The organism is Paenibacillus sp. FSL L8-0340, assembly GCF_038593145.1.
Lineage (GTDB): Bacteria > Bacillota > Bacilli > Paenibacillales > Paenibacillaceae > Paenibacillus_AQ.
Genome location: NZ_CP151967.1, coordinates 6,858,655 through 6,881,183 on the forward strand (window position 1 = coordinate 6,858,655; position 22,529 = coordinate 6,881,183).

Annotated in this window: 18 protein-coding genes; all 18 read right to left on the reverse strand. The window is 50.0% G+C overall.

Translation table 11 applies throughout. From position 1 onward, the window contains the following. Positions 1 to 86: 86 nt before the first annotated feature. Complete coding sequence (argH, locus tag NST07_RS31480) at positions 87 to 1,505, reverse strand: argininosuccinate lyase (protein ID WP_341096740.1); 1,419 nt, start codon at positions 1,503 to 1,505, stop codon at positions 87 to 89. A 128-nt stretch (positions 1,506 to 1,633) separates the two neighbouring features. Further along, positions 1,634 to 2,869, reverse strand: coding sequence for an argininosuccinate synthase (locus NST07_RS31485; protein WP_341096742.1), 1,236 nt, complete (start codon positions 2,867 to 2,869; stop codon positions 1,634 to 1,636). Between the two features lie 340 nt (positions 2,870 to 3,209). Then, on the reverse strand, positions 3,210 to 4,178 hold the full coding sequence (argF, locus tag NST07_RS31490; protein ID WP_342480732.1) for an ornithine carbamoyltransferase: 969 nt from the start codon (positions 4,176 to 4,178) through the stop codon (positions 3,210 to 3,212). Then, complete coding sequence (locus NST07_RS31495; protein ID WP_341096745.1) at positions 4,175 to 5,461, reverse strand: aspartate aminotransferase family protein; 1,287 nt, start codon at positions 5,459 to 5,461, stop codon at positions 4,175 to 4,177. Before NST07_RS31495 ends, argF begins: the two co-directional genes overlap by 4 nt. A gap of 115 nt (positions 5,462 to 5,576) precedes the next feature. Beyond that, positions 5,577 to 6,395, reverse strand: coding sequence for an acetylglutamate kinase (gene argB, locus NST07_RS31500; protein ID WP_341096747.1), 819 nt, complete (start codon positions 6,393 to 6,395; stop codon positions 5,577 to 5,579). 40 nt (positions 6,396 to 6,435) lie between these two features. After that, positions 6,436 to 7,668, reverse strand: a complete 1,233-nt coding sequence (gene argJ, locus NST07_RS31505; RefSeq protein ID WP_342480733.1) for a bifunctional ornithine acetyltransferase/N-acetylglutamate synthase — start codon at positions 7,666 to 7,668, stop codon at positions 6,436 to 6,438. 21 nt (positions 7,669 to 7,689) lie between these two features. Further along, positions 7,690 to 8,739 (reverse strand): N-acetyl-gamma-glutamyl-phosphate reductase, encoded by a 1,050-nt coding sequence (gene argC / locus NST07_RS31510; RefSeq protein WP_342481994.1) that lies wholly within the window; start codon positions 8,737 to 8,739, stop codon positions 7,690 to 7,692. Between the two features lie 194 nt (positions 8,740 to 8,933). Beyond that, positions 8,934 to 9,818, reverse strand: coding sequence for a YitT family protein (locus NST07_RS31515; protein ID WP_076109619.1), 885 nt, complete (start codon positions 9,816 to 9,818; stop codon positions 8,934 to 8,936). 161 nt (positions 9,819 to 9,979) lie between these two features. Next, positions 9,980 to 11,093, reverse strand: a protein-coding gene (gene prfB, locus NST07_RS31520; protein ID WP_341096750.1) for a peptide chain release factor 2 whose coding sequence is annotated in 2 segments (ribosomal slippage) — positions 9,980 to 11,020 and positions 11,022 to 11,093 — 1,113 coding nt in all. Because the reading frame shifts where the segments join, the coding sequence is not laid out codon by codon here. Between the two features lie 518 nt (positions 11,094 to 11,611). Then, complete coding sequence (gene secA, locus NST07_RS31525) at positions 11,612 to 14,119, reverse strand: preprotein translocase subunit SecA (RefSeq protein WP_342480734.1); 2,508 nt, start codon at positions 14,117 to 14,119, stop codon at positions 11,612 to 11,614. 356 nt (positions 14,120 to 14,475) lie between these two features. Further along, positions 14,476 to 15,027 (reverse strand): ribosome-associated translation inhibitor RaiA, encoded by a 552-nt coding sequence (gene raiA, locus NST07_RS31530; RefSeq protein WP_341096753.1) that lies wholly within the window; start codon positions 15,025 to 15,027, stop codon positions 14,476 to 14,478. Positions 15,028 to 15,206: 179 nt separating this feature from the next. Further along, positions 15,207 to 16,664, reverse strand: coding sequence for an S-layer homology domain-containing protein (locus tag NST07_RS31535; RefSeq protein ID WP_342480735.1), 1,458 nt, complete (start codon positions 16,662 to 16,664; stop codon positions 15,207 to 15,209). A gap of 292 nt (positions 16,665 to 16,956) precedes the next feature. After that, a complete protein-coding gene (locus tag NST07_RS31540; RefSeq protein WP_019915069.1) occupies positions 16,957 to 17,154 on the reverse strand; it encodes a cold shock domain-containing protein in 198 nt (65 codons plus the stop codon). A 225-nt stretch (positions 17,155 to 17,379) separates the two neighbouring features. Beyond that, positions 17,380 to 17,715: a flagellar protein FliT gene (locus NST07_RS31545; RefSeq protein WP_342480736.1), complete on the reverse strand. Its 336-nt coding sequence runs from the start codon at positions 17,713 to 17,715 to the stop codon at positions 17,380 to 17,382. Next, a complete protein-coding gene (gene fliS, locus NST07_RS31550) occupies positions 17,708 to 18,121 on the reverse strand; it encodes a flagellar export chaperone FliS (protein WP_342480737.1) in 414 nt (137 codons plus the stop codon). The genes NST07_RS31545 and fliS overlap by 8 nt, the downstream gene beginning before the upstream one ends. 19 nt (positions 18,122 to 18,140) lie before the next feature. After that, positions 18,141 to 20,093 (reverse strand): flagellar filament capping protein FliD, encoded by a 1,953-nt coding sequence (gene fliD, locus NST07_RS31555; protein ID WP_342480738.1) that lies wholly within the window; start codon positions 20,091 to 20,093, stop codon positions 18,141 to 18,143. 19 nt (positions 20,094 to 20,112) lie between these two features. Next, positions 20,113 to 20,508 (reverse strand): flagellar protein FlaG, encoded by a 396-nt coding sequence (locus NST07_RS31560; RefSeq protein ID WP_342480739.1) that lies wholly within the window; start codon positions 20,506 to 20,508, stop codon positions 20,113 to 20,115. Positions 20,509 to 20,648: 140 nt separating this feature from the next. Continuing rightward, a complete protein-coding gene (locus NST07_RS31565) occupies positions 20,649 to 22,319 on the reverse strand; it encodes a flagellin (protein WP_342480740.1) in 1,671 nt (556 codons plus the stop codon). Positions 22,320 to 22,529 lie beyond the last annotated feature (210 nt).

Here is a 22,529-nt window from a genome sequence, read left to right on the forward strand (position 1 = left end):
AAAAAGACTGTCCTCCCGCATCTAAGATACGGCTTGAAGACAGTCTTTCTTGATTTAAGCTCTTTCGATGATGCGTTGGCCTAAAGTTAACTATTCAGCGCGTTCCCATGCTGCGCTACCCATTTATTGGCCTCAAGCAAGGAAGCCTCTGCCCGTTCAATCGCTGCCTTCACCTGCACAGTGGCTGTGCCTCCGTACACGTTGCGCGCATCCACCACCGCTTCCGGCTGCAGGACTGCATAGATCTGCTCGTCGAACAGCGGCGAGAATTGCTTGAATTCCTCCAGTGTCAGATCGAGCAGGAATTTCCCCTCGTTAATGCAGAACAGTACGGTTTTGCCAATGACTTCATGGGCCTGGCGGAAAGGCAAGCCTTTACCGACCAGGAAGTCTGCAATATCGGTCGCGTTGGAGAAATCGGTATTCACCGCTTCACGCATCCGCCCCTTGTTCACCTTCATGGTGGAGATCATCGGTGCAAACAGCTGCAGCGCCCCTGTAAGAGTGGCTACTGTGTCGAACATGCCTTCCTTGTCTTCCTGCATATCCTTGTTGTAAGCCAGCGGCAGCGACTTCAGTACGGTCAGGAGGCCAATCAGGTTGCCGTAGACTCGGCCGGTTTTGCCCCGCACCAGTTCCGGTACATCCGGGTTCTTCTTCTGGGGCATAATGCTGCTGCCGGTACAGAAGGCATCATCCAGCTCCACGAAGCTGAATTCTGTGCTGCTCCACAGCACCAGCTCCTCACTGAGCCGGGACAGATGGGTCATGATCAGCGAGGCGTTCGCCAGAAACTCCACGATAAAGTCACGGTCGCTGACTGCATCCAGGCTGTTCTCGTACACACTGTCGAAGCCAAGCTGTTCCGCTACAAAATGGCGGTCAATCGGGAACGTGGTCCCCGCCAGCGCGCCCGCTCCCAGCGGCAGCACATTGATCCGCTTGTAGCTGTCCGTCAGGCGCTCCGCATCCCGGCGGAACATCGACACATAAGCCAGCAGATGGTGGGCGAACAGGATTGGCTGTGCCCGCTGCAAATGCGTATAACCGGGAACAATCGTCTCCACATTATCCTTCGCTTGACCAATCAGCGCTTCCTGCAGCTCATGCAGCAGCCCGACCAGCTCTACCACCCGATTACGCAGGTATAGATGCATGTCGGTCGCCACCTGATCGTTACGGCTACGTCCGGTGTGCAGCTTCCCGCCGACCGGACCGATTTCCTCAATCAGGTTCTTTTCAATATTCATATGAATGTCTTCATCTGCTACGGAAAAAACAATTTCTCCCGCCCGAACCTTATCCAGCACCTTATTCAGACCCGCCTTGATCGTTTCTACATCGTCCTGCGGCAGAATTCCGCATTTGCCCAGCATTGTGACATGGGCCAGACTGCCCTGCACATCCTCTTCGGCCAAAGCCTTATCGAACCCGATGGAAGCCGTATATTCCTCCACCAGCTTATTTGTTCCTTTGGTAAAACGTCCGCCCCAAAGCTTGCTCACCTGTTGTTTCCTCCTCTGTTGACGCCAGAAGGGCCGCTCCTGTCCTGACGGGAGGAACGGCCTTCCGAAGTCTGCTTAATTAAGCTGAGCTTATTTCTTGATTAATACCGACGCGCGGTTAAAACACTCTACTTATTAGATTCCGCTACACCTGCTGATACTTTCAAACGCAGGGCATTCAGACGGATAAATCCTGTGGCATCGCCTTGGTCATAAGCTTGTGTAGGGTCAGCTTCCATCGTCGCGATATCCGGGTTGTACAGGCTGACCGGACTCTTGACGCCGGCACCGATGATATTGCCTTTGTAGAGTTTGAGACGCACCGTACCGGTCACGTTCTGCTGGCTTTCTTTGACCAGAGCCTGTAGAGCAAGACGTTCAGGCGCAAACCAGAATCCATTATATACCAAGGTGCTGTAACGGGTAATGAGGCTGTCACGCAGGTTCATCACTTCACGGTCCATGGTGATGGACTCCATCTTGCGGTGTGCCGTGAACAGGATCGTTCCGCCCGGAGTTTCATACACGCCGCGGCTCTTCATACCGACAAAACGGTTCTCTACCATATCTACGCGACCAATACCGTGCTTGCCGCCCAGTTCATTGAGTTTCTCCATGACTTGCAGCGGGGTCAAAGCTTCGCCGTTCAGCGCAACACAATCGCCTTTGAGGAAATCCAGCTCCAAATATTCCGCCTCGTCCGGAGCATCCTCCGGCGCGTTGCTGAGCAGGAACATTCCCTTGTTCTCAGGTGCGCTTGGATCAAACCAAGGATCCTCCAGCACGCCGCTCTCATAGCTGATATGCAGCAGATTGCGGTCCATGGAATATGGCTTGGCCGCTGAGGCCTGTACCGGAATTCCGTTGGCTTCCGCATAAGCGATCATTTCTGCACGGCCCGGGAACTGGTTGCGGAACTCTTCGAGCCGCCAAGGTGCGATAACGTTGATGTTCGGAGCCAGTGCAGCTACGCCCAGCTCAAAGCGAACCTGGTCGTTGCCTTTGCCTGTTGCGCCATGGGCAATTGCTGTAGCGCCTTCAGCGATGGCAATGTCCACCATCCGTTTGGCAATCAGCGGACGGGCAATGCTGGTGCCCAGCAGATACTGTCCTTCATAAAGTGCGCCCGATTGGAACATCGGGTAGATGAAGTCATTCGCGAACTCGTCGCGCAGATCATCAATGTAGACTTTGGAGGCGCCGGTCGCCAGTGCTTTTTCCTCCAGACCATCCAGCTCTTCCTTCTGGCCGATATCGGCTGTAAAAGCAATGATCTCCGCATCATAGGTTTCTTTTAGCCATTTCAGAATGACCGAGGTATCCAGTCCGCCGGAATAGGCGAGTACAATTTTTTCTTTAGCCATGAAGAAGCAACTTCCTTTCGTGTGGGGGGTATAGGATGAACTTCAAAAATTCGCTTATAGAACTCTGGTGATCAGGCGCAACTGCGTGAAAGGTTTGGACTTTCGGCCGCTGTTATAATCAGATTTCTATGATTTATAAGCCCGCGTACAACGGGAGAAATCTGATTATAAAGGCGGACGCTATCGCTCCTACAGTTCCAAACTTTCACTCCGTTGCTCCGCACCGGAATTCTAACGCTGTTTATTAAGTTCAACCTATATAGTGTTTTATATAGTATAAGACCAAGCAAGACCCTTGCAAGATCAATCTTGATTTACTCTAAGCCTAAGGCGAAATTAATTAGCCCATCAGTGCGGCCATCAGAGCCTTCTGCGCATGCAGACGGTTCTCGGCCTGGTCAAAGATGACCGAATTCGGCCCGTCGATTACACCGGTGCTGACCTCTTCCTCGCGGTGGGCCGGCAGGCAGTGCAGGAACAGGTAGTCGCTCTTCGCGCCTTTGACCAGTTCCTCATTGACCTGATAGTCCTTGAATGCCGCTTCGCGGGCCAGCTGCTCGGCCTCAAAGCCCATGCTCGCCCACACGTCCGTGTAGATGACATCGGCATCCTGCACCGCTTCCTGCGGGCTGCGGGTAATGACGATGACAGAGCCGGTCTCCTTGGCGATCTCACGCGCTTCCGCGACCACAGCGGCATCCGGCTCATAGCCTTCCGGTCCGGCGATGGAGACATGCACACCCAGCTTGGCTCCGCCGATCAGCAGGGAATGCGCCATGTTGTTGCCGTCGCCGATATAAGCCAGCTTCAGCCCTTTAAGCTTGCCCTTATGCTCATAGACCGTCTGGTAATCCGCCAGCACCTGGCAAGGATGAGCCAGGTCGCTCAGCCCGTTGATTACAGGGATTGAGGCATAACGCGCCAGATCCTCCACTTTATCATGGCCAAAGGTACGGATCATGATGCCGTCAAGATAACGGGACATTACCTGCGCCGTATCGCCGACCGTTTCTCCGCGTCCGAGCTGAATGTCATTTTTGCTTAAGAAAAGCGCATGACCGCCCAGCTGATACATCCCTACTTCAAATGAAACGCGTGTGCGGGTTGAGGATTTCTCGAAGATCAGTCCGATCGTCTTGCCCTTTAGCGGCTGGTAGACCTCGCCGTTCTTTTGCTTCTGTTTCAGCTCGATGGCCAAATCAATCAAATACGTGATTTCTTCCGGACTGTAATCGTTCAGCTCCAGTAAATCACGGCCTTTGAGCTGCTGTGCGATTGTATTCGCAGCGTTTTGTACACCCTGGCTCATGAACCTGCCTCCCCGTTTTCTTTGTTAGCATAAGTATGAATTAGTTCGGAAAGGATGTCCACCGCCTGGTGGATCTCCTCTTTGCTTACATATAAATTAGGCAGCAGCCGAATCACATTCGGTCCGGCCTGTACGAACAGCAGTCCCTGCTTCTGTCCAGCCAGCACAATATCGCTTACCGGCGACTGGCATTCGATGCCGATCAACAAGCCTTTGCCGCGGATCTCCTTCACAAACGGCGTATCTGCCAGCTTCTCTCCCAGCAACCCGGTGAGGTACCGGCCCATTTCGGCTGCGCGCTGCGGCAGCTCATCTTCAAGCATCGTCTCGATGGTCGCTTCCATCACCGCTGCGGCAAGCGGCGTGCCCCCGAAGGTGCTCGCATGGCTGCCCGGGCTGAAGGCTTCGCGCAAATAGCCTTTGCCCAGCATAACCCCCGCCGGAAAACCGCTGGCCACACCTTTAGCCAAAGTAAAAATATCCGGCTCAATGCCGTAATGCTGATGTGCAAACAGCTTGCCGGTACGGCCCATGCCGGTCTGCACTTCATCGACGATCAGCAGCAGACCATGCTCCTTGCACAGTTCCACCACTGCGTCCAGGAACTCCTGCTTCACTTCAAGCACGCCGCCTTCCGCCAGCACCATCTCCAGCATAATGGCTGCCGTATTCTCGGAGATCGCTTCCTTAAGCGCCGGAAGATCATGCAAAGGCACCGTCTTAAAGCCTGCCGGAAGCGGCAGGAAGCCTTCTTTCACTTTTTGCTGGCCGGTAGCCGTAAGTGTCGCCAATGTGCGGCCATGGAAGGATTGTTCGAACGTAATAACCTCATAACGCCCCGTGCCCTTTACCTTCTGGTGATAGCGGCGGGCCAGCTTGATCGCAGCCTCATTCGCTTCTGCACCACTGTTGCAAAAGAACACCTGATCCGCACAGCTGTTGCCCGTAAGCAGCGCTGCCACCCGGTCCTGGCCCGGAATGTGGAACAGGTTGGACACATGCCATAGCGTATCAATCTGCGCCTTCAGCTTCGCGCCAACCTTCTCCGGAGCGTGCCCCAGACTGGTCACAGCCAGACCACACATGAAATCAAGATATTTGTTTCCTTGATCATCCCATACCCAGCTGCCTTTACCCTTGACCAGACTGATGTCATATCTGGCGTAGGACGGGAATACCGCACCCAGCTTGGCAGGAGCAGCCCCCCGATCCTCCAGTTCCGCTGAACGGTTTTCCGTTGCCCCTGTTAAAGAATCCTTTTCCGCTTGCGTTAGCTTACTCATTCTTAGTCACTCTCCCACCATGCTGCTTCCGGTATTCCGGCAGCGCTGTATTTTGTGATTCCAATCAGCAATATGGCTGTGCAGTACATCTTCTCTTGCATTCTATCAATTTCTGTTAGGAAGAGATAATTCTCGTTCCCAGCTCTTCGCCCTGCAGCACCCGGCTGAGTACTTTCGGCTCCTTGCCGTCCACAATAACGACCTCCGACACACTGCCCTGAATGCAGTCCATCGCGGCCCGCACTTTAGGAATCATCCCGCCGTAGATTTCGCCGCTTTCGATCAATTCTTCAATTTGCGCCACCGTCACCGATGGAAGCACAATCTTCTGTCCTTCCACTGTACGCATAATGCCGGGAACATCCGTTACTACAATCATTTTGGGCGAATCTACAAAAGAAGCAACCGCTCCAGCTGCTGTATCCGCATTAATATTGTAGCGCTGGCCTGCTGCATCCACACCGATAGGGGCAATTACAGGAATATAACCCAAATCAAGAATGCCCTTGATGATCTCAGCTTTGACCCCGGTTACTTCACCGACCTGGCCCACTTCATCGCTGTTCGCTACCGGCCCCGCCATGATGAGATTGCCGTCGACACCAGATAGGCCAAGTGCCTGCCCGCCGCTGCCCTGAATTCTTCGGACAATCGCCTTGTTGATACTCCCGGCCAAGGTCATCTCCACCACATCCAGCACTTCCTCGGTCGTCACCCGCAGGCCGTTCACGAAACGGCTCTCAATACCCAGCTTCGCCAAATTTCCGGAGATCGCCGGGCCGCCGCCGTGCACGATAACAGGCTTCACACCGCTGCTCTGCAACTCTCTTAAATCCTCAAAAAAAGAGTCAGGCAATGCCGCCAGCGTACTGCCGCCGCATTTCATCACGAACAGCCCGCCGGCCCTATTCTTCTCTATACGTTCTTCGGTCATAGTATCGGTATCCTTCCCATGGACTTATGCAACAGGTTGGTCAGGTACGGTAGGCCGCATTGATCCGCACATAATCATAAGTGAGATCACAGCCCCAGGCTGTAGCCGAACCGTCCCCATCAGATAAAGCTACGGTAATCAATATCGTATCGCTTTTTTGCAAATAGTGAAGTGCCTTCTCTTCATCAAAAGCAACCGGACGCGACTGCTTCAGCACCTCAATCTCACCCAGCGATATGTCTACACGCTCCGGTGATACAGGCACTCCCGCGCGTCCCACCGCAGCAATGATTCGTCCCCAGTTGGCATCCGCACCGAATATCGCCGATTTGACGAGACTGGAGCCGACCACCGTTTTGGCAATCGCACCTGCTGCCTCATCATGGACTGCCCCGCTGATCTGCACCTCAATAAGCTTCGTTGCACCTTCGCCGTCACGGGCAATTGCCTTGGCCAACGTCTTGCAGACATGTATAAACGCAGCAGCAAAAGCTTCCCAATCGGGATGTTGCCGCGTCAGCTTCTCGTTCCCGGCCAGACCGCTGGCCATCGCTACCAGCATATCATTGGTACTCGTATCTCCATCGACCGTGATCATATTAAATGTTGAATTGGTAGCCGTGCGCAGCAGGGTCAGCAGAGCTTCCCCGTCAATGACCGCATCCGTGGTCATGAAGCCCAGCATCGTGGCCATATTGGGATGAATCATTCCCGAACCTTTAGCCGCTCCGGCAATTGTAACTTCCTCGCCGCCGACCTGTACCTTTACGCAGCATTCTTTTTTCACCAGATCGGTAGTCAAAATAGCCTGGCAGAATTCCTCCGCACCACCCGCTCCCCCATCCAGCTTCTCCGGAAGTCCGGCAATTCCGCTGCGTACACAATCCATCTTCAGCAGCTCACCGATTACCCCGGTAGAAGCAACTGCAACATCCAGCTCATTCACACCGAGATGACGTGCAGCGGCGGCGCGCATTTCGTAGGCATCGGCTTCTCCCTGTTCACCAGTGCAGGCATTGGCGTTTCCGCTGTTTACGATTACCGCCTGCAACACCCCGTTCGCCAGACTTTCCCGTGTCACCTTTAGCGGAGCAGCCTGAAATATATTGGTCGTATAGACAGCAGCAGCCGTGGCAGGCACCTCGCAAAGGATGGCCGCAAGGTCATTACGGTCGGTTTTTTTGAGGCCGCAGTGCAGCCCTCCAGAGGTAAATCCCCTCGGTGCAGTTATACTTCCGCCTTCCACGACGGTATAAGCTTTACTCTCATTCATTGTATGTTTGACCGCTGAACCTTATGGATACACAGGCGTGTAGCCAAGGCCACGGGTTTCCTCCCATCCCATCATCAAATTCAGGTTCTGAATCGCTTGCCCTGCTGCGCCCTTAACGATGTTGTCAATCACGGACACTATGGTAACCCGGCCTGTACGGGCATCTGTGGCAAACCCGATATCGCAGTAGTTGGAGCCGCTGACTTCTTTCGTCGCCGGAACCACGCCAGCCCCGCGGACACGGACAAACGGTCTGCCTTCATAATACTCACGGTATAATTCCACAAAATCCTGCTCGCTATAATTTCCGTTCATCCCGGCATACATCGTACTCATAATCCCCCGGTTCATCGGAACCAGATACGTGGTGAACGTTACGGTTACCTTCTCTCCGGCAATCTCCGTGAGCACCTGCTCAATTTCGGGGATATGCTGGTGTTTGTTAATTTTATAGGCTTTGAGATTCTCATTGATCTCGGCAAAATGGACCATCAGACTCGTTCCGCGCCCTGCCCCGGAAACTCCCGATTTTGCATCAATAATGATACTGTCATGCTTAATCCAGCCTGCCTTCAGTGCCGGAATCAGCCCCAGCAGTGTTGCCGTAGGATAACAGCCCGGATTAGAGATAAAATCCACGCCGGCGGCACGTTCCCCAAATACCTCACATAAGCCGTAGACCGCCTGCTCCAGGTAAGCTTGAGGGGGAGCCGGATGCTTATACCACTGCTCATACTCCGCACCGTCTTTCAGCCGGAAGTCACCCGATAAATCGACGACCTTCAGTCCTGCCTCCAGCAATTGCGGCACCAGCTTCGCACTGACTCCCGACGGCGTAGCCGTGAACACAACATCCGCCCTTCCGGCGATCTCTGCCGGGTCGACACCATCCAGATTGCGCTGGATAATTGCCGTTAAGTGGGGGAATCCATTCTCAATGGGCTCGCCCGCACTCGATGAGGAGATCACTGAAGTAACCTCTATATCAGGGTGGTTCTGCAGCAGCCTAATCAGCTCCACGCCTCCATAACCCGTTGATCCGACAATTGCCGCTCTCAGCTTGCCTTCCACTGTCATCCCCACTTCCTGCTTCATAAATTGAATGAATACCGTCCTGCAAATATGTATTATTATACGTCCGAATTAATATAAATACAACACATAACGTCAACTTTGTTCAAAAGCATTTTTAGAATTTCTACCTCAGCCCGTGACCCGATAACTAAGAAAAAAGAGAAGCGTTTAGCTTCCCCCTAAGGAAAAATCTATGCTTCTCTTTTAAAACCTTCGCCCAATACTTCATGAGCCTCCGTTATAATGACAAACGCCCCCGGATCGACCGAGCGGACAATGGCCTTCAGCCTCGTAATCTCATTCTGCCCGACAACTGCCATGAGAACCGTACGATTGTCGCCGGTGTATCCGCCCTCAGCCTTCAGCTTGGTCAGACCACGGTCCAGGTCATTTAAGATCGCCTGCGATATCTCTTCCGTCTGGTCTGAAATAATATACGCAACCTTGGTCGTACTAAAGCCTACCTCCAGCGCGTTGATTACTTTGCCTGTAACGAACAGCCCGATCAATGCGTACATCGCCTGCTCCATCCCCAGTACAAAAGCAGCCAGCGTAATGACCGTGCCGTCCAGCAGCACAACGGAGAGTGAGAAGCTGAACCCGGTGATCTTCTGGATAATCTGCGCCAGAATGGTCAAACCACCTGTCGAACCGCGCCCGCGGAAAACCAGACCCAGACCGAGACCCACGCCGATACCACCATAGATAGAAGCCAGCAGCGGGTTTGTTGTAGGAACAGGCCCATCTTTGGTCAGGAAAATAAACAGCGGCAGCACAAAGCTCCCCAGCAAGGAGCGGATTCCATATTGTTTGCCGAGAAAGATGATCCCCAGCACAAACAGCGGGATATTCAGCGCCCACTGCGTAAATGCCGGCTCCGCATGAAACCAGGCTTCGGCAAGTACGGACAATCCCGATACCCCGCCGGATGCAATCTGGTTCGGCAAGAAAAACAGATTAAAAGCAAGCGCGGTAATCAGCGACCCGACCAGGATGAGCACAATATCTACGGTATGGCGCAGCGGCCCGTTCAGCGGGATCAACGGGGGTTTGTTGCGTGAATTGATTTTTTGCATGTATGCCTTTTCTCCTTAAGATGTGATCTTGCTTATATATCGCCGCCAAGTCAAGTTGTTGTTCCAGAGCGTTTCAACTACTTTGCGGGAATTACAGGCATTTCATTCTTACATCACAAAAATTCCTACACCTCCGAAGACGCGTAGGAATACAGTTCCGCTTATTCAACCTCTGTTTTGATTTGGCTCCGCAAGTACCCGTCAATGAACAGATCCAAATCGCCGTCCATGACCGCTCCGACATTTCCGGTTTCCACGGAAGTGCGGTGATCCTTTACCATGCTATAGGGATGGAATACATAAGAGCGAATCTGGCTTCCCCAGGCAATTTCAGATTGCTCGCCGCGGATCTCATCCAAATGCTGCTGTTGTTCCTGTAATTTCCGCTCATACAGCTTGGAACGGAGCATTTTCATTGCCTGTTCCCGGTTTTTGATCTGCGAGCGCTCGTTCTGGCAGGTTACCACCACACCTGTTGGCAAGTGAGTAATCCGCACAGCTGAGTCGGTCGTATTGATATGCTGACCGCCTGCGCCGCTGGCCCGATACGTATCGATCTTCAGATCCTCTGTACGGATATCCACCTCTACATCATCGGCTATTTCCGGAACGACATCGCAGGAGACAAAAGAAGTATGGCGTCTTCCGGAAGAGTCGAACGGTGATATGCGCACCAGCCGGTGGACCCCTTTTTCAGTCTTTAAATAGCCATAGGCATTAAAACCCTTGATCAGCAGTGTAACACTCTTAATCCCTGCTTCATCACCCGGCAGATAATCGAGCACCTCTACTTTAAATCCGTGCTTTTCCGCCCACCGCGTATACATCCGCAGCAGCATCTGGCCCCAATCCTGGGATTCTGTTCCGCCAGCACCCGGGTGCAGCTCCAGAATTGCATTCAGCTTGTCATACGGCTGGTTCAGCAAAAGTTGAAGCTCGAACTCATCGACTTTGCTGCCCACACTGCGGATGGTTCCGGCAATCTCTGCTGCCAGGGCGTCGTCGCCTTCTTCATCGGCAAGCTCAGCCATCATTGCGGCATCTTCATAATCCTGCTGCAGCCTCTCATACTGATCCACGCTAGACTTTACCGCGTTCATCTCGGCGATCACACCTTGCGCCTTCTCGGGGTCATCCCAAAATCCGGGAGCAGCCATTTTCTCCTCAAAGTTTGCGATCATCTCCTGCTTCAGATCTAAGTCAAAGAGACCCCCTAAGGTTGGTTAGTTTCTTGCCTATTTCACGCAGGTCTTGCTTCACGTTAGCATCGATCATATGGTTCACTTCACCTTTCAAAAATAAGTGGTTGCGCCGGGCGGCTGATTGGACTTAGGCGTTTCTAGAGACCAACGCGCTTCGCTGGCGGAATTGTTCTTCAGAACAAAGCGTATTATTCGGTGATGCCCGTAACTGCGTGGAATGTTTGGACTTCCGGCCGCTGTTATGTTTGGATTTCCTGATTTAAACCGCTAGTCACGGTAGAAATCCAAACATAAAGGCGGACGCTACCGCTCCTACAGTTCCAAACTTCCCCTCCGTTACTCTCACCTTCATGGTTAAAGTTCTCAAGAACAGTTCCTTCTGCTCCGCTTGGGAATCTCGCAACGCCCAGAGTCCAAAAAAGCGGCCGGGCCGCAAAACGGGGGAGTCCCCCGGGCCCAGCCGCATTTTATTGTCATTATAACCTTTGAAGCAATGGACAAGACCTAAAGCGCGAAGCATTAAAATGCACTCGCCACTTCGTACTTGCTCACTATTTTAACAGAATCATAAAATCAAGTACCAACTATGTCTTACGCGTTCTGTCCGTGGCAGTTCTTATACTTCTTGCCGCTTCCGCAAGGGCAAGGGTCGTTGCGGCCAATCGCAGACTCTACATGCACCGGACGTTTCTCGGCAGGCTCGGCATTTGTGGAGATTTTGTCCTCTTCCACTACCGACTGGCGTTCCTGATTCGTCTCAATGTGCGCCTTCATAATGTAGGTCGCTACTTCTTCCTGAATGCTGGCGGTCATGGCATTAAACATTTCAAAGCCTTCGAATTGATATTCGCGAAGCGGATCGGTACCGCCGTAAGCACGCAGGTGAATCCCTTGACGAAGCTGATCCATCGCATCAATATGATCCATCCATTTGCTGTCTACGGAACGAAGTACGATAACCTTCTCGAATTCGCGTACCAGTTCGGCACCCAGACGTTCTTCACGGGCTGCATATTTCTCCAGCACACGGGTGAAGATGTACTCAATGATCTCTTCAACTTCCTTGCCCCAGAGATCGTCACGTTTCAAAACGCCTTCTTCCAACAGTTTGCTGTTTACATAATCAGCAACCTCTTGAAGCTCCCAGTTTTCCGGAATATCATCACTGCAGTGGGCGTTAACCACACGGTCAATGACCGGTTTGATCATTTCTACTACGATATCTTTAATGTTGTCAGACTCCAGAATTTCGCGGCGTTGTTTGTAGATAATCTCACGCTGCTGATTCATTACGTCATCATATTGCAATACGACCTTACGGATATCAAAGTTGTTGCCTTCTACCCGCTTCTGGGCAGATTCCACTGCACGGGTAATCATACGGCTCTCAATCGGCTGATCTTCTTCGAATCCGAGACGGTCCATCATATTCAGGACATTGTCCGCTCCGAAGCGTTTCATCAGCTCATCGCCAAGCGACAGATAAAATTGAGTTGAGCCCGGGTCGCCTTGACGTCCCGCGCGTCCACGCAGCTGGTTATCAATCCGCCGGGATTCATGCCGCTCCGTACCAATAATATGCAGGCCACCAAGATCGGTCACACCTTCACCCAGTACAATATCCGTACCACGGCCAGCCATATTCGTAGCGATAGTTACTGTTCCAGGTTGTCCGGCATGAGAGATAATTTCTGCTTCCGCCTCGTGATGTTTGGCATTCAGTACCTGGTGTCTAACACCCTTGCGTTTCAGCATTTCAGATACGCGTTCGGAATTTTCGATGGATACTGTACCTACCAGTACCGGCTGGTTCTTTTTGTGGCGCTCTACAATCTCCGCTACTACAGCGTTGAATTTGCCGTTTTCGCTCTTGTACACGACGTCTGGCATATCATCACGTTTGTTAGGTTTATTGGTCGGCACCTGGAGAACTTCCAGCCCGTAGATCTTCTTGAATTCCTCTTCTTCCGTCTTCGCAGTACCTGTCATACCACCCAGCTTGCGGTACATCCGGAAGTAGTTCTGGAACGTAATTGTAGCGAGCGTCATGCTCTCATTCTGTACCTCAATCTCTTCCTTGGCTTCAATCGCTTGATGCAGTCCGTCACTATAACGGCGTCCTGCCATCAGACGGCCCGTGAATTCATCGACAATAACAACCTCTTCATCATTTACTACATAATCCACATCGCGGCGCATAATAGCATTAGCTTTGAGAGCTTGTACGATATGATGGTTCAAGGTTACATGGGCATGGTCATATAGATTCTCAATGCCAAAAGCACGTTCAGCCGTAGCGACACCCTTCTCGGTCAAAGCCACGGACTTCACTTTAATATCAATCGTGTAGTCCTCTTCAGCAGTCAGCTTCTTCACGAAACGGTCTGCTGCGTAATACAACTCTGTCGATTTCTCAGCCTGTCCGGAAATAATAAGAGGGGTACGGGCTTCATCAATCAAGATGGAGTCAACCTCATCAATAATACAGAAGTATAGCGGGCGTTGTACCATTTGCTCCTTGTAGAGCACCATGTTGTCACGCAGGTAGTCGAAGCCGAATTCATTGTTCGTGCCATACGTAATGTCGCAGGCATAAGCGTTTTGTTTATCAGCATGGTCCATACCGTTCAGGTTCACCCCGACGGTCAAGCCCAGGAAGTTATAGATTTGTGCCATTTGCGCACTGTCGCGCTGAGCGAGATAGTCATTTACGGTTACAACATGCACGCCTTTACCCAGCAATGCATTCAAATATACCGGCAGCGTTCCTACCAGTGTCTTACCTTCACCTGTCTTCATCTCGGAGATCCGGCCTTCATGCAGCGCCATTCCCCCAACCAGCTGTACGTCAAAATGCCGCATGCCCAGCGTCCGTTTGGAAGCTTCGCGTACGGTTGCAAAGGCCTCGGGAAGAATCTCTTCCAAGGTTTCGCCCTTCTCAATACGGGCGCGGAATTCTTCAGTCTTAGCTTTGAGCGCTTCATCCGAAAGCGCCACAAAATCCGGCTCCAGTCCATTAATTACTTCGACCGTCTTCATTAGACGTTTGACATCCCGTTCATTGGTGTCGCCGAATATTTTCTTTACAAGTCCTAGCATGGTTAACCCCTTTCATGCAACACAGATGGTGGAATCGAGCCCATCCCACAAAATTGAAAGGGCCATATATTATTTCGATTCCGCTGCTTCATAAATTGTAACAGTTTGTAAGAGATGCCGCAATACGAGCAGGCCGCAACCTTATTTTACAAAAAAAGTTCAGTCGCGTTTTATCTTCATATTTTCGCTGAAATGCCGCTGTACCTTTGGAGGGCAATGTTGCCCTTTTTTCTGTCTCCGTTTATATACGCACAAGAGCCCTATTCGATTCACACGAATAGGGGCTCGGTTAATTTTCTACGTCAGACTGAGACGAATAACGCAGCCTCAGCTATTGCCTTGTTGATCTTCAGAATCTAGTTCTGTTCAATCAGGCCATACTTTCCATCATTTCGTTTGTAAACAACACTCACTTCAGAAGTGTCGATATTGGAGAACACAAAGAAATTATGTCCAACCATGTTCATTTGCAGGATCGCTTCCTCGACATCCATAGGCTTCAAGGTAAACCGCTTGTTACGCACAACCTCCAAATCATCATAATCCTGTTCCTCTACGGCAACAGCACCAGGGGCTCCTTCTACAAACAGCGTCTTCAGGCTTCCTTCCTGGCGGAACTTGCGATTAAGTTTGGTCTTGTGCTTGCGGATTTGGCGTTCCAGCTTGTCCACAACAGCATCAATGGAAGCGTACATGTCATCACTGCGGTCCTCGGCACGAAGCGTCACACCTGCCAGTGGAATGGTTACCTCCACCGTATGAAGGCCGCGGACAACGCCAAGCGTCACATATCCTTCTGAGGTAGGGGGTGCATCGAAATACTTCTCAAGTCTGCTGAGCTTCTTATCAACATATTCTCTCAAAGCGTCGGTCACTTCAATTTGTTGACCTCGAATGCTGAATTGCATGGGCACTCCTCCTTTGTTTACATTTTCATTATACCAAATTGTCAGCGCTAAGTAAAAAACAAATCATGACAGCCTTTACATTTAGCTAACATAAGATGCTATGAATTCCCCGAAAATACACAATTGGCCCGGAAAGGGTTGTTTTTAATCACCCTCTTCCGGACCAAAGTCAGTTACTTCTACTTAGTATGAATGCGCAGGATCTCCACCGGTGACCATGTGTTTTCACTGCCGGTAATGAGATATACCTTGTAGCTGGTATTCGCAGTCAGGCCGGTTAGCCCCAGCGTCTGTCTTACTCCAGGAGCAGGGGCAGGACTGATTAAACCCGTCCAAGGCGCTGACAGCGCTGTTCCTGCACTATCTTTTCCCTGGGCAATTTGAGCTGCACTCGGATCAGCTGCATTAGCCGGCAACACCACGTATCTTACCGGTGCAGCAGTCCCGCTTGCTTGCCCGTAGGTGACATACACATCTGCTGTAACCGTACCTATCTCCCCTGGTTTAACAGCAGTAATAGACGTTGCACTGCTTGCAGCAGTGGTTAAGCGCAGTGTCGATACTTCTGACCAGTTTCCGTATGAATCAGCAAGCGTTACATAAGCTGCATACTCAGTACCCGCCTGCAAGCCATAGACAGAGAAGGATATAGTTGTATTGCCTGTTGCTGCAGTCTTCCCGCTATTGACACCAGCTGTTCCGGCACTGGTCAGACCATCTCTTATCTGCAACGCGCTCGGCGCCGATACAGTACTGCTGTAAGGGGCCACAACATAATAGACAGCTCCGGTCACTGAAGGTGTAAGATACACATCAGCTGTAACAACACCAACATGGCCGTAGGTTACACCACTTACGGATGGAACAGTGATGCCACCACCACCGCCATTGCCTCCTCCACCACCGCTGCCTCCGCCTGTACCGCTAGTTGGAATTGGTGTTGGTGCAGGTGTTGCCGAAGGTGCAGGTGTCGCGGTTGGTGCTGTTGTAGGCGTAGGTGTAGGTGTTACAGTACCACCAGAGCCACCCGGCCGGTTAGCTACCGAATTTCCGATGATGGTAACCGCTTCAGCTCTTGTCAGCGATTTCTTAGGGCCGAAGGTTCCGTCTGTATACCCGTTGATAATCTTCTTATTGGCTACCGCAGCAACGGAGCCCCGTGCCCACACAGAAATCTGTGCACTATCCTTGAATCCAAGAGTAGTACTGCCTGTGTTCAGACTAAGTAATCTGGCAGTAATCGCCGCTGCTTCCTGTCTTGTCAGCGGGCTTAAAGGGCGAAAGGTTTTGTCGCTAAAACCGGCGATATATCCGGCTTTTACAGCTTTCGCTACTTCATTGTAAGCCCAGTTGGATTTTTTAAGATCCTTGAAGCTGATAGCCGCCGTATCCGTGAATCCAAAGAGGCGGTTTACAAAAGCAACGTATTCGCCCCGGGTAATCACCTTATTGGGCTTAACCGTACCATCAGGGTATCCACCCAAATATCCTTTGTCCAGCCAGTTCTGCAGTTGGCTTTGTGCCCAGTGTCCCTTAATATCCTTTGGCACAGAAGCGGCAGAAACACTGCCCAGAGCCCCGAACAACATGCTAACTCCAAGTAGTACGGTCATAAATCCACGCCATGTTTTCTTCATTCAGCTGTTCATCCTCCTGAGTGTTTGATGGGCATAGGCTTCACTCATCGCTTCTTCCACATCCTCCCGGAAGCATACGCCTAAGTAAGTAAATTGTGTCGAGTCATATAATTAGCCCAACAGTTTACATTACCCAGAAACTGGTTGAACATAACATTCAATTGGTAATCTATATAAATCCACCCTCTGATGTACAACAAAAAAGGACCCCGGGAGTAGTCCCAAGGTCCGCGCTAGCGTAGTCTCAATTGCTAACCATCTACCATATATGTAGGTCGGCTGCGCCGGATGATTATAATTTGATGACGTTAGCTGCTTGTGGTCCGCGTGCGCCTTCTACGATATCAAACTCTACGGATTGTCCTTCATCCAAAGTCTTGAAACCGTCAGTTTGAATCGCGGAGAAGTGTACAAATACGTCGCCACCATCGGCAGTTTCGATGAAGCCATAACCTTTTTCTGCGTTAAACCATTTAACTTTACCTTCCATTGATTAAACATTCCCTTCGTCATCAGATGAACGTGAGTCTTGCTCACAAGTCGACTATACCACCGCTGCTTCTTTATTGTCAATTGGAATAGTAAATGTTTTCTTTCAATAAATTACCATCCCTAAATTTAATATAAAGTCGTCATATTTGTGATATTTTCATCAAAAAAGGAGCAGACGCTATTTAATACCCGCCTGCTCCTGAGATGAATCATCAGGAAATTATTATTTTTTCCGGTCCATCAGGAAGCTGTCCGGGGTGTATCCGGCCTCGTAGGCATTGCGCTGTTGCTTAGCTTGATTGCGTTTCTGAAGCCAGTCTTGAGCTTCCAGGCGAAGGGCGTTCATGCGGGCCATGATCTCTGCATCATGCTCCACAATCCGTGCGATTTCGACCTTTTGCGACTCTCGTGCAGGATTAGACGAAAGCTGACGAGTCATGTCGTCTATCAGTAGTTGACGCTCCTCCACAAAAACTTCAAGTTCCTCATAATCAGCATCGTTCAGCCGCTTCAGGATGTCTTTCGTCAACAGCTGCAGCTGCGCAATCAGCTCATCCATGCGAACTTTCCGTCGGTAACGGCGACTGGCCGCCCTGGCCAGTAGCGATTTTGGAGGCCTGCAGCCAGGTCTCCCGCAGTTCGGTTAAGTAGCCTACCGCTTCCTCAGCTTTCACTGCATCCTTGCGGATATTCGCTTCTACGAGCAGGAAGCTCGTATACTCGTAGAGTGAATATAGTCCTTCAGACACCTCGTAGCTACGATCAAGCGTACTCATCAGCTCACTAACGATGGTTTGCGCCTTACCGAGATTAGTATTTGTTTTCTCGAGATCGTTTTTTTTCAGTCCATCCAGCCCTGCCCGGATAAAGCGAATGGCCCCGTCATAGAGCATGATCACCAGTTGGGCAGGTGTAGACGTCTGAACGGAAGACTGACGGTATTTATCGTATGGAGAATTAATCAATGATCTCACCCTTTAACTGTTATGATGATTGACCCATGCTGGATAGTAAACTGGAGGCCTGGGATTGCATCTTACTCATTGCCGTTTCCATCGCAGTGAACTGTTTGTAGTAGCGGTTCTCCGTATTGGTCAGGTTTCTCTGCATGAGAAGAATTCGACTATTATACCCCTTCAACGTCCTACCCATTACACTTTCTTCTTTAAAGGAGCTGGTTAGATCCATTGAGTTTTTGCTTGTTCCTGCGCGTTCAGCAATACTGCTAAGTGCAGCACTTATCTTATCTGCCATCTTATCAAAAATACCGTCATTTATAGCGTTTCCCGGACCCTGGAACAGGTCAAGAGCAAGCTGAGGATTTGCGTTGATGGCAGTCTTCAGCTTCGCTTCGTTCTCAATCACTAACATACCGTCTGAGGCATAATTCCCTGTGGTAATCCCAAGTGTACTAAGCGGACCCAACTTCTCCGTTATAACTCCGCGCATTTGGGACAGAACATTTTTTATAATGTCATTATTCTTTAGAAGACCACTTTGTGCTTTCTCTGTCCAGGTCTTAATATCTGCTTCTTTTAATTCCTTCTTCTGCTCATCTGTCAATGGCCTGAAATCACGATATTTAACTTCATCAATTTTGGAATTCAGCGTTTTGATCAAGCTGTTGTAATCTTCTATAAAGCCCTTAATGGACTCTATGGCTTTATCCGGGTCAGATTGGGTTGTAATTTTGATCGTATTGTCACCTGTTATTGGAGGTGTAGCGGTTGGATTTGCAGGATCAACAGGACCTCTTATAACCGTTTCCTTCAGCAGCGTCAGTTGGACGCCATTAATTGTGAAAACATTGTCGTTCGTATCTTTAATAAGTTCACCATTAATAGAAACGATGGCGTTCTGTCCATTCTTAACATTGTAATCACTGGGACTCCCTACAGCAGGCTTTACACCTTTGAACAACTGCAGCAGCTCGAAGGAATCCCCTCCCAGCTTTACTTCGCTGCCAGAGTCAGCAGTCAGCTTCAATTTGCCGCCAGTAAATTCTGCCTGAACTTTAGTTGTACCCGACTTTGCGTTAATCTCAGCTACAACATCATTAATAGATTTGGTTCCGTCAAAGGAGAAGGATTCACCATTAACGCTGAATTTGTATTTCAACTTCTCGGCATCTGCCACGGTTGTCGCATCCAGCAGATTTTGCAGATGAGCCAATGACTTGGTACCATCGCTGGTTCCGGCCCCATTGGTCTCTACTTCCGTAACAGTTCTCTTGGTGAATAAAGCCAATAAGGTACTTCCATTTCCTACCTTTACGTCCCTTGTTGATTGGTATCCAGAAGCTGGATTTGGATCTCCACTGGTCTTGGAGGCAATACTCAATTTCCCTGTAATCTCATCATAGCTTGCAATAGCATTGGCAGTCGGGTGGGAATTAATGGTTGCCACCATCGTTGATATAGAAGTAAGACCATTGAACAGGGATTTGCCATCCTTGTCCTTAAATTCCACCCCATTAATGGCAACATCAAAACCCTTCTTCAGATACTCGGTTCGGGCATCCTCTGAAAGACTGTATATATCAACACCGTCGAGCTTAGCCAAAGAAGTAGAGCTTGATACTCCTTGTCCTAATCCTGTATTCATCTGCAGCGTTGTCCGGGCAGCCAATTGACTAACACTTACCTCCATGTTAATGCCATTGGCGGAAGCCAAAGCCTCTGCTTTTACGGCATCTGTGTTTCCAGTAGTAATTGCCTTATTCGCATTTAAAGCCGCATTCCCGCCATATTTCACAATCAATTTATTTTGCCGGAAATCGTAGAGTTTACTGTTTAGTTCCCGGTAGCTTTCCCGCGTCCACTGCAGGAGCTGCTTATCTTGGGTAAGCTTATCTAGGGGCACCCTCTTGGCAGCCATCATGCTCTTGACCATACTATCAATGTCCATGCCTGAGAAACCATTTACACGTGTAACCAAAAACAACACCTCCCAAAAGTTAGATTTTCTCGTCTACAAGTATTCCTGCGATTTCCATCATACTAGCTACAAGATCAAGCGTCTTCTCTGGCGGAACTTCGCGTATTAATTCACCGGTATCTTTGTTAAGCACCTTCACCATAATATCATGTGTCTTCTCATGGATGCTGATCTCCAGCGTGGTCTGGGGTCCCTGCAGAGATTGAACGGCTCGTTCAATGGTGCGGATCAACTGTTCCTCAGCAACGGATACATTCACGCCCTGCTTTTCTTTCAGACTCATCTCCTTGGCATTACGGATCGCAGAGACTTGATTTACGGGTGATACCGGTCCACTGCCCGAAGCTGTTGCTGATTCAGCTCTACCCTGCCCGCTTGTTGTAGAACTAGCAGTAAGTGAAAACTGTACATTCATTAACCCCGACCTCCACTATACACTTTAATACTTTATATATCGGTTAGTTTCAGGGATAATTTAGGATTTTGTTCAAGTCAAGCAAAAAAAAGAAAAAAGGCCCCGGGTTTCCCCGGGGCCTAGTGTGAAGCAAGTAAATCTTAACGAAGCAATTGCAGAACGCCTTGCGGCTGTTGGTTAGCTTGCGCCAACATAGCTTGTGCAGCCTGAGCAAGGATGTTGTTCTTAGTTTGTTGCATCATTTCTTTAGCCATGTCAACGTCACGTACACGGGATTCAGCAGCAGTCAGGTTCTCAGAAGCTGTACCCAGGTTGTTGATGGTGTGTTCCAGACGGTTTTGAACGGCACCCAGTTTAGAACGTTCGCTGGATACAAATGCAGTAGCTTTGTCCAGAACTGCGATAGCTGCAGATGCGCCTTCTTTAGTAGCAATGTTCAGAGCAGCTTCACCCTTAACATCGTTTGTTCCGTTAGTAACAGTATTGGCAGCAGTGAAACCAGCATCGCCAGCTTTACCAGTGATACCCAAAGCGTTGGAACGAACGTCTTTGATGGACAGGCTCATGGATTGACCTTTGTTAGCACCGATTTGGAAAGAAGTTTCGAAGTCTTTTTGAACTCCACCGTTGGTAACTTTAATGCCGTTACCCTCTTCGCCTTTGGCGGTTGCCGAAACTGTAAGAACTCCTGCAGCTCCAGTCAGCTTAACACCAGCCAATTTATCTCCAAGTGTATCGGTAATAGCTTTTACAACAGCAGTTGCATCAGCCGCACCACTAATATTAACACCCAGTGCCTTACCTGTGTATGCACCTTTAGTTGCATCATAAAATTCGATTTGTTGATCATTAATCGTCAAACCAGTACCCACCAGTTTTGCTGCTGCGGCAGCATCAGCAACTGTGAACCCAATACTGGCTGAGGCTTGTGTATACGTTGTTGTACCAACGGAAGCAGCACCACCTGCAGCTGCAGCTCCGTTCACTTTTGCTGCAGCCATATTTCCTTGAGAGCCATAAAGTTGACCACCTGCTGTTTTTGCAACAGCTGCAATAGTTATATCGCCGCCAGCATTGGTTTTAACAGTAAAATTGCCTTTTAATGTATCATTTTCATCAATAGCTTTTTGCAAAGCAGCCGCGTATGCTGTGCCAGTGGCTGGCGCAGTTGCAGTTGCAGCTGTTAACTTAGCAGAAAGGTCTTGACCATTTATAGTTACTGTCAACTCGTCTCCATCTGCACCAGTGGCGATAGCAGTAATAGTTTGTGTTGCTTCAGTATGAGTTGTTTTCCCCTCTACTACTGTACCAGCCGTTCCAACTGCACCAGCAGTACCAACACCTACAAGAGCATCTGAAACAGCACCGTTAGTTCCTGGAAGTGTCGCTTTTCCGTCACCCTGCAACAATTTCTGAGTATTGAACTCAGTAGTGTTACCGATACGGTTGATTTCGGAAGTCAATTGGTTCATTTCGTCTTGCAGAGCTTGACGATCGGAATCAGTGTTCGTTCCGTTAGCGGATTGGTTAGCGATTTCGCGTTGACGTTGAAGGATGGAGTGAGTTTCGTTCAGTGCACCTTCAGCGGTTTGAATCAACGAGATACCATCTTGAGCATTACGGGAAGCTTGATCTAAGCCGCGGATTTGACCGCGCATTTTTTCGGAGATTGCCAGACCGGCAGCATCGTCACCGGCACGGTTGATGCGAAGACCGGAAGACAATTTCTCAATATTTTTGTTAGTGTTAGCAGTGTTAATGGACAGTTGGCGGTGAGTATTCAACGCCGGGATATTGTGGTTAATAATCATTTGATATTTCCTCCCTGAAATTAAGTTAGTTCCACATCCATGTGGTAAACGCCGAACCATTAAGGTCGGCCGCCCTGCCGGATCAGCGTCTAATACATATATCGACTGCATGTCCCCAACTGTTTAGAGTTTTTTAAAGTTTTTTTATTTTTCTTTTATTTTTCTTCTCCAATCGACAAAAAAAACCGAGCAGTATATTGCTGCTCAGAT

Coding starts and splice junctions, on each gene's coding strand:
- argJ (WP_342480733.1), bottom strand. CDS start 7,668: ATGAATGAGAGTAAAGCTTATACCGTCGTGGAAGGCGGAAGTATAACT.
- secA (WP_342480734.1), bottom strand. CDS start 14,119: ATGCTAGGACTTGTAAAGAAAATATTCGGCGACACCAATGAACGGGAT.
- NST07_RS31560 (WP_342480739.1), bottom strand. CDS start 20,508: ATGAATGTACAGTTTTCACTTACTGCTAGTTCTACAACAAGCGGGCAG.
- NST07_RS31495 (WP_341096745.1), bottom strand. CDS start 5,461: ATGAGTAAGCTAACGCAAGCGGAAAAGGATTCTTTAACAGGGGCAACG.
- argB (WP_341096747.1), bottom strand. CDS start 6,395: ATGACCGAAGAACGTATAGAGAAGAATAGGGCCGGCGGGCTGTTCGTG.
- NST07_RS31565 (WP_342480740.1), bottom strand. CDS start 22,319: ATGATTATTAACCACAATATCCCGGCGTTGAATACTCACCGCCAACTG.
- NST07_RS31485 (WP_341096742.1), bottom strand. CDS start 2,869: ATGGCTAAAGAAAAAATTGTACTCGCCTATTCCGGCGGACTGGATACC.
- argF (WP_342480732.1), bottom strand. CDS start 4,178: ATGAGCCAGGGTGTACAAAACGCTGCGAATACAATCGCACAGCAGCTC.
- NST07_RS31535 (WP_342480735.1), bottom strand. CDS start 16,664: ATGAAGAAAACATGGCGTGGATTTATGACCGTACTACTTGGAGTTAGC.
- NST07_RS31540 (WP_019915069.1), bottom strand. CDS start 17,154: ATGGAAGGTAAAGTTAAATGGTTTAACGCAGAAAAAGGTTATGGCTTC.
- raiA (WP_341096753.1), bottom strand. CDS start 15,027: ATGCAATTCAGCATTCGAGGTCAACAAATTGAAGTGACCGACGCTTTG.
- NST07_RS31515 (WP_076109619.1), bottom strand. CDS start 9,818: ATGCAAAAAATCAATTCACGCAACAAACCCCCGTTGATCCCGCTGAAC.
- NST07_RS31545 (WP_342480736.1), bottom strand. CDS start 17,715: ATGGATGAGCTGATTGCGCAGCTGCAGCTGTTGACGAAAGACATCCTG.